This is a genomic window from Glaesserella sp. (assembly GCF_041814905.1).
Taxonomy (GTDB): Bacteria; Pseudomonadota; Gammaproteobacteria; order Enterobacterales; family Pasteurellaceae; genus Glaesserella.
In genome coordinates, this window is sequence record NZ_JBGXYA010000042.1 from 1 (window position 1) to 3,515 (window position 3,515).

A 3,515-nucleotide genomic window follows, 5' to 3' on the forward strand; every position below is an offset into this window, starting at 1 on the left:
ACTTTTCACGTTAATGTTCAAAGATCAAGGTGCAAAAGTCATTTTTACCTTTCCTGTTCCCACCGCATTTTTTAGTTTGTCCGCGTTTTGAATTTTGCCTAAACGGGTATAACGATAGGACGAATGGAAACTTTCGTAAAATACCACTAAGGTATCGCCGCCCCAAAGCATAATATCGCCAGCTTCAATTCGACCGAGTGCTTGGTCGTTGCGGCTTAAGGCTTTTGGCAATTCGGCAAATTTTTCATTGCGTTGATGATCTTGCATTGTGAAGGTTAAGGGCAAAAGTGAGGTCAATTCTTTTGCTGCTGGTGTGTCGGCTAATTCTGCACTGAATGTAGATTGCCCAATGGTAATATTCATTGTATTTCCTTGATATTTAACGGTATTTTCTGCTTTGGTGTTTGGGATTATAAAGAGTGAAAGCAATAAGCTGAGTAGTCCTGTTTTTCGCATTGGTTGTTACCTTAAGACGTTAATCAATCATTTGAACCACTTTGGCAGGAACGCCCGCCACAATCGCATTATCGGGAACATCTTTGCTGACCACCGCACCGGCGGCAACAATGGCATTTTCGCCAACGGTTACCCCCGGTAAAATCGTAGCGTTTGCGCCAATCCAGCAGTTTTTCTTTAAGTGGACAGGTTTGAGAATTAAGCCACGGCGTTGTGTGGGATTAGTCGGGTGATTGACCGTTAAAATGCTGGCTTTCGGACCGATTAGCACCTTATCTTCAATGGTAATACCGCCTAAATCGGTAAACATCACATTGCTGTTAATAAATATCTCTTTGCCAAAGCGAATATGGCTACCAAAATCCGAATACACAGGTAGACTAATCACGACACTTTCATCAATTTTTTGTCCTGATATTTCGCTAAAAACCGACCGCACTTCTTCGGGGGAATGATAACCGCTGTTGAGTGCTGCCAGTTTTGGCGCATTTTGCTCAACGATACGATGAATTTCTTCAAAAATCGGACTGCCTGCCAAAATCGGTTGGTTAAGGGGAAATGGGTTGGTCATTTTTCACTCCTATTTATCCTTTGGGTTAGCGGTAGGGTTTTGTCTTAAATCCTACCGCTACGCATTGATTATCTCAACTTCGCCTTAAAAAACTGTTCAAATTTATCAAACGGAATTTTGTTGGCTTGGTTGTCGTATAAATCCACGTGCGAGGCGTTTGGTACGATGTACAATTCTTTATCTTTGCTACCTAAGGCTTTAAATGCATCTTCCGAGAAATAACGTGAATGAGCTTTTTCGCCGTGAACCACGAGCGCAGGCGTTTTCATTTCGGCGGCGTATTGCAAAATCGGCATATTGATTAACGCCAATGTGCCAGTAGTTGCCCAAGAGCCTTCAGGGCTAGAATTTACCGCACGAGGGTGGAAACCGCGTTTGGTGGTGTAGAAGTCCGAATACTCTTTGACAAATTGCGGTGTATCGGCGGTGAATTGTTCACGGCGTAAATTATTTGCCGGCAATAAATCCGCATAATCGTTTTTAACCGCTTGCCAGCGTGCGTTATTCACGTCTTGTTTCATTTTATAGCGAGCATCAGCATCAATGCTGTCGTTATAGCCTTTGGCGGTAACACGTGTCATATCGTACATTGTGCTGACCGCAACGGCTTTAATACGTGTGTCGCTAATCGCCGCATTTAAGGCAAATCCTCCCCAGCCGCAAATGCCGAGAATACCAATTTCTTCACGATTCACATTGTCTAACGAACCGAGAAAATCCACTGCTGCCGAAAAATCTTCAGTGTTAATTTCAGGAGACGGCATATTGCGTGGCAAGCCCGAACTTTCGCCCGTAAACGAACCGTCAAACGCCAGCGTAACAAAACCGCGTTCCGCCAAAGTTTGTGCATATAAGCCTGAAGTTTGTTCTTTAACCGCACCAAACGGACCGCCTACTGCAATGGCCGGTAATTTGCCTTTGGCATTTTTCGGCATATACAAATCTGCCGCTAAAGTAATGCCGTAGCGATTTTTGAAGGTGACTTTGCGGTGTTCCACTTTATCGCTTTTCGGAAAAATTTTGTCCCATTCTTGGGTTAATTGAATATGTTGCGCAGGGACGTCTATCGCTGTCGCTGAAGTCATTTCTGCCATCACTGCTCCTGAAAATAAGGTTGAACTTAAAAATAATGCGGTAGTAAGTTTTTTGAGTTTCATTTTTTGCGCCTAAATGTGTTGAATGAGTGCATTTTAGAGCTAAGATTGTGGTGTAACAATCAATAAAAATAGAATAGTCTATTGCCAATATACAAATAATAGGGGAAAAAGTGCGGTAGGATTTTGACAAGATTTTGCAACTTACAAAGTTTGCCTTAAATCCGACCGCTTGCGGTTATTTCAGCAAAATCTCCATTGTTGCGGCTCGGCTTGTGCTTGCAATCATATGGTTCATATGTGGGCTTGAACGATATTTAGCACGATAAGCTTCATCAATTTTTTGATTAAGCGCTTCATCTTTAATCGGCTCAAATTGCACATCAAATACCTTACCAATGGCGTGAATTTTGCCTGCTTTTTGGTTCAGCGTGGCTTGATACCAGCGCGAAACCGTGCCGAAATAAGCGCGTACAAATAAGCGGTTATCCACCACGACTTCCCAAATCCACGTTGGCGTACCTGTAGTTTGCATATCAGGATGAAATGGGGCGATTTTTAAATCATCGGCTTGGTTGATTTGCTGTAAGGTTTCTGAATTCCACATTTTTTACTCCTTATTCGCTTAGTCGTTTGATAAGTTGTTGTTGATAATTTGGCAATTCGCTACGGCTGATATTTTGGAATACCAGTGGTGGCAGATAAGTCATTCCGCAATGTAAGGCGATTGCTTTCATCGGCAAAAAGACATCGGCAAGCTCGACACCAACACGTCCATTTTTGCCGTAAGTTTCTCTGCCGCCTGCAGCGGTGGATACCACAAGCATTTCTTTTCCTTTCCATAAGTCTTGCCCAACACTGCCCAAAACATCGTTCAGATAGGCTTTCAGCATTGGTGTAATGTTGAACCAATGGGTTGGGAAAATGAACACGACACGGTCGTGAGCCTGCATTAGCCGATATTCTTCATCAGCGTTAATCGCTCGGGTATCAAAACCGTAAAGGCTTTCCAAATTACGTACGGTAATCCCTTGCACACTTTGCACTGCCTGCTGCAAACCTTTGATAAAGGTTGAGCGTTCGGGGTATGGGTGCGACACGATAACGAGCGTTTTATTACTGAGTGTTTGTGCTTTTAGTGTAATCGGTATCGCACTGGCAGACGCTAAAACGGCTCCCGCTTTTAATAAAGTTCGGCGGTTCATTTTCTTCTCCTGCTGTTTTTTATAAGGGCATTGTAATGGACAGTTGATTTGCACTACAATCAATAAAAATAGAATTGTCTATTGTCAAAAAGAGAATAATTAAATGAACAAACTCGATGCGATTAAATATTTTTGCCTCGCCAGCGAAACGCTAAATTTTCGGGAAACAGCAATGCAGTTAGCGGTTTC

5 protein-coding genes are annotated in these 3,515 nt (G+C 42.9%); all 5 read right to left on the reverse strand.

Features of this window, described 5'->3' with window-relative positions; translation table 11 throughout:
• Positions 1–24: 24 nt before the first annotated feature.
• Positions 25–363, reverse strand: a complete 339-nt coding sequence (locus tag ACEYJ7_RS06530) for a cyclophilin-like fold protein (RefSeq protein WP_373778271.1) — start codon at positions 361–363, stop codon at positions 25–27.
• Positions 364–475: 112 nt separating this feature from the next.
• Positions 476–1,027: a DapH/DapD/GlmU-related protein gene (locus ACEYJ7_RS06535; protein WP_373778272.1), complete on the reverse strand. Its 552-nt coding sequence runs from the start codon at positions 1,025–1,027 to the stop codon at positions 476–478.
• Positions 1,028–1,095: 68 nt separating this feature from the next.
• Complete coding sequence (locus ACEYJ7_RS06540) at positions 1,096–2,184, reverse strand: alpha/beta hydrolase (protein ID WP_373778273.1); 1,089 nt, start codon at positions 2,182–2,184, stop codon at positions 1,096–1,098.
• A gap of 175 nt (positions 2,185–2,359) precedes the next feature.
• Positions 2,360–2,728, reverse strand: coding sequence for a DUF2255 family protein (locus ACEYJ7_RS06545; protein ID WP_373778274.1), 369 nt, complete (start codon positions 2,726–2,728; stop codon positions 2,360–2,362).
• Positions 2,729–2,738: 10 nt separating this feature from the next.
• Positions 2,739–3,326 (reverse strand): NAD(P)H-dependent oxidoreductase, encoded by a 588-nt coding sequence (locus ACEYJ7_RS06550; RefSeq protein ID WP_373778275.1) that lies wholly within the window; start codon positions 3,324–3,326, stop codon positions 2,739–2,741.
• Positions 3,327–3,515 lie beyond the last annotated feature (189 nt).